4 protein-coding genes and 1 pseudogene are annotated in these 3,762 nt (G+C 73.0%); all 5 read left to right on the top strand.

Annotated elements, in window-relative coordinates; genetic code table 11:
- Positions 1-277 (top strand): histidine phosphatase family protein (locus D8M29_RS09590; RefSeq protein ID WP_148111566.1); only part of this gene is annotated, 277 nt, incomplete at its 5' end.
- Positions 278-431: 154 nt separating this feature from the next.
- Positions 432-1,049, top strand: coding sequence for a TlpA disulfide reductase family protein (locus tag D8M29_RS09585; RefSeq protein ID WP_036317264.1), 618 nt, complete (start codon positions 432-434; stop codon positions 1,047-1,049).
- A gap of 16 nt (positions 1,050-1,065) precedes the next feature.
- A complete protein-coding gene (locus D8M29_RS09580; RefSeq protein WP_036336893.1) occupies positions 1,066-1,821 on the top strand; it encodes a cytochrome c biogenesis CcdA family protein in 756 nt (251 codons plus the stop codon).
- Positions 1,818-3,515, top strand: coding sequence for a cytochrome c biogenesis protein ResB (locus D8M29_RS09575; RefSeq protein ID WP_049147931.1), 1,698 nt, complete (start codon positions 1,818-1,820; stop codon positions 3,513-3,515). The genes D8M29_RS09580 and D8M29_RS09575 overlap by 4 nt, the downstream gene beginning before the upstream one ends.
- 2 nt (positions 3,516-3,517) lie before the next feature.
- Positions 3,518-3,762: pseudogene (locus D8M29_RS09570) on the top strand (c-type cytochrome biogenesis protein CcsB); the annotation flags it as partial.

The following is a 3,762-nucleotide window of genomic DNA, read 5'->3' as shown; positions in this document are numbered from 1 at the left end:
CCGGATGCTGGCCGTCGTCGACCGGCTCCGCGGCGAGGCCGTGGCCGCCGAGGGGCCCGGCGCCGAGTCCGTGCTCGTCTCGCACCAGCTGCCGATCTGGGTGACGCGCCTGGCCGTCGAGGGCCGTCCGCTGTGGCACGACCCGCGCCGGCGTGAGTGCTCGCTGACCTCCGTGACCTCGCTCGTGTACGAGGAAGGGCGCAGGGTGCCGCGCGTCGAGTACCACGAACCGAACCAGGCCCTGCTCAAGGACGCCTCCTCCCTGCCGGGCGCCTGAGGCCCCGACGGCGGCCGGCGTCGACGACGCCGGCCGCGGCCTCCCACGGGGTGGGGGTGTGACGTCCAGGGTTCAGTCAGAATGCGGGGCGGACAGTAGACTCCCCAGGTCCCCGGAATCCAGCGCCGCGCATCCCCTGGAGGGCAGTCACGCCATGCACACCCCGCCCCGTCCGTCCCGCCGCACCCTGCTGACCGGCCTCGCCCTCGCCAGCCTGGCGCCGGCGCTCGCGGCCTGCTCGGGCGGTGACGACTCGCTCGCGCGGCAGGCGGGCAACGCGGACGGCAAGAACTACATCGCCGGCGACGGCTCCGTCCTGGAGATCGCCCCCGCCGAGCGCGGCGCCCCCGTGGAGTTCGCCGCCGAGCTCTTCGACGGCACCCCCGTGACCGGCGCGAGCCTGCGCGGCACCCCCGCCCTGCTGAACTTCTGGTACGCCGCCTGCGCGCCGTGCCGCGTCGAGGCCCCCCACCTCGTCTCCCTGCACGAGCAGTTCGCCCCGCAGGGGGTGCGGTTCCTCGGCGTGAACGTCCGGGACACCGTCACCACCGCGCAGGCCTTCGAGCGCACCTTCGAGATCCCCTACCCGTCCATCGAGGACGCCCGCGGGGACGTGCTCCTGAACATGACCGACTACGTGCCCCCGCAGGCCGTGCCCTCCACCCTCGTCCTGGACGTCGAGGGCCGCGTGGCCGCCCGCGTGCTCGGCGCCGTGGAGGAGTCCACCCTGCGCGCCCTGCTCACCACCGTGGTGGACGAGGCCGCGGCCTGACCCGGCCGCCGTGTCCATGCAGAGCAACCCCTTCGCCGAGATCGCCCTCGACGGCTCCCTGCTGCTGGCCGCGCCGATCGCCGTGCTGGCCGGCCTGATCTCCTTCCTCTCCCCGTGCGTGCTGCCGCTCGTGCCCGGCTACCTCGGGTACGTCACCGGCCTCGGCGGGGACGTGCTCACCAGCCGCCGCCGCGGGCGCCTCGTGCTCGGCTCCGTGCTGTTCGTGCTCGGGTTCGCCGTGGTGTTCGTGGGCATCACCGTGGTGTTCACCCAGGCCATGGTCTGGCTGCGGCGCGACGGCGCCTGGGTCACCCCCGTGCTCGGCGTGCTCGTGATGCTCATGGGCCTCGTGTTCCTCGGCGGCGGCGGCCGGCTTCAGCAGGAGCGCCGCGTCCACTTCAAGCCCGCCGCCGGCCTGGTCGGCGCGCCCCTGCTGGGCATGACCTTCGGCCTGGGCTGGGCGCCGTGCATCGGCCCCACCATGGCCGCCGTCCTGGCCATGTCCACGGCCAGCTCCGGCTCCGTGGGCCGCGGCGCCCTGCTCGCCTTCCTCTACTGCCTCGGCCTGGGCCTGCCGTTCGTGCTCATGGCCCTCGGCATGGAGCGCGGCATGCGGGCCCTCGGGTTCTTCCGCCGGCACCGCGTGCTGATCATGCGCCTCGGCGGCGCCCTGCTGATCGCGCTGGGCCTGCTCATGGTCACCGGCGTCTGGACCGCCTGGACCACGCAGCTGCAGCTGTGGTTCGCCAACGAATGGGAGATGCCCCTGTGAGCTCCAAGGCCGCCCGGACGCGCTCCGAGCCCGTCACCCTGCCGCGCCTCGGCCTGGCGGGCACCCTGCGCTGGATCTGGACCCAGCTGACCAGCATGAGCACCGCGCTCATGCTGCTGCTCCTGCTCGCCGTCGCCGCCGTGCCCGGCTCCCTCGTGCCCCAGCGCCGTGCCGGCCCCGAGATCGTGGACCAGTGGATCGAGGACAACCCCGTGTGGGGCCCCGTCCTGGACGCCCTGCAGTTCTTCGACGTCTACAACTCCGTCTGGTTCTCGGCCATCTACCTGCTGCTGTTCGTCTCCCTCGTGGGCTGCGTGTGGCCGCGCGCCATCCAGCACGCCAAGGCCCTGCGCCAGCCCCCGGCCCGCACCCCCCGCAACCTGACGCGCCTGCCGGCCTCCGGCGTCGTCGTCCTCGAGGAGGGCGGCCCGAGCCCCGAGGAGGCCGTGGCCAGAGCCCAGGCGTGGCTGCGCAAGCGCCGCTACCGCGTGGAGCACCGCCCCGAGGCCGGCGGCGCGTCCGTGGGCGCCGAGCGCGGATACCTGCGCGAGATCGGCAACATCCTGTTCCACGTCTCGCTGATCGGCGTGCTCGTGTTCATGGCCTACGGCGGCATGACCAAGTACGGCGGGCAGAAGATCATCGTGGAGGGCGAGGGCTTCGCCAACAACCTCGTGGCCTACGACTCCTTCACCCCCGGCACCTACTTCAGCGCGGACGACCTCCAGCCGTTCTCCCTCACCCTCGACTCCTTCGACGCCGTGTTCGACCGCGAGTCCGAGACCCACTACGGCCAGCCGCTGGACTACACCGCCGTCATGGACGTCCGCGAGGGCTCCGGCGGCGAGCTCCAGCGCCAGATCCTCAAGGTCAACCAGCCGCTGGACATCGACGGCGTGCGCGTCTACCTCGTGGGCAACGGCTACGCGCCCGTGGTGACCATCCGCGACGGCGCCGGGGACGTGGCCTTCCAGGGCCCCGTGGTCACCCGCGTGTTCGACCAGAACTACGGCTCGCAGGCCACCATCAAGGTCCCCGACGCGCGGCCGGACCAGCTGGGCTTCGTCGGCTTCTTCCTGCCCTCGGCGGTGGAGGACGAGGAAGGCGCCGCGTTCTCCGCGGACCCCGAGCTGCTCAACCCGGAGCTGCAGCTGAACTCGTACTACGGGGACCTCGGCCTGGACACCGGCCGCCCGCAGAACGTGTACGTGCTGGACACCGCATCCCTCACCGAGCTCAACAGCCGCACCAACGAGAACGGCGGCATCGTGCTCAGCCCGGGCCAGACGTACGAGCTGCCCGAGGGCAAGGGCTCCATCAGCTTCGACGGCGTCCGCCGCTACGTCGGCCTGGACATCCACTACGACCCGGGCAAGTGGGGCGTCGGCGTGTTCGCCGGCACCGCCCTGCTCGGCCTGGCGATCAGTCTGTTCGTCCGCCGCCGCCGCGTGTGGGTGCGCGCCCGCACCGACGACGACGGCCGCACCCGCGTGGAGTACGCGCTGCTCGCCCGCGGCGAGGAGTTCGGCCTCCACGAGGAGCACGTGGCCCTGCGCGCCGCCATGGAGAAGTGGTGGCCCATCGTCGCCGCCACCGAGACGGCCGACGACGCCGCGGCCGGTGCCGCCCCCCAGTCCACCTCCACCACCCCCGAGACCCCCGCCGGCCCCGCCGACGCCCGATCAGGAGACTGACAGTGTTCAACCCCACGGCCCCCGTGAACGAGCAGCTGGCGCTGTACAGCGACCTCTTCATGCTCATCGCCGCGCTCGTGTACGCGGCGGCGTTCATCCTGTTCACCATCGACATGGCCACCGCCTCGGCCACCATCCGCCGCCTCGAGGCCGACCTCGCGGCCCAGCGCGGGCAGGTGCGCACCGCTCCGGCCCACGAGACCGTGGGGGTCGCCGTCGGCGGGTCCACGGCGGTCGGCGCGAGCGG

It is taken from the genome of Micrococcus sp. HSID17227 (assembly GCF_003989405.1).
Taxonomy (GTDB): domain Bacteria; phylum Actinomycetota; class Actinomycetes; order Actinomycetales; family Micrococcaceae; genus Micrococcus; species Micrococcus luteus.
The sequence above is the reverse complement of the archived record's forward strand: the minus strand, read 5'-3'. Positions and strand labels throughout refer to the sequence as shown.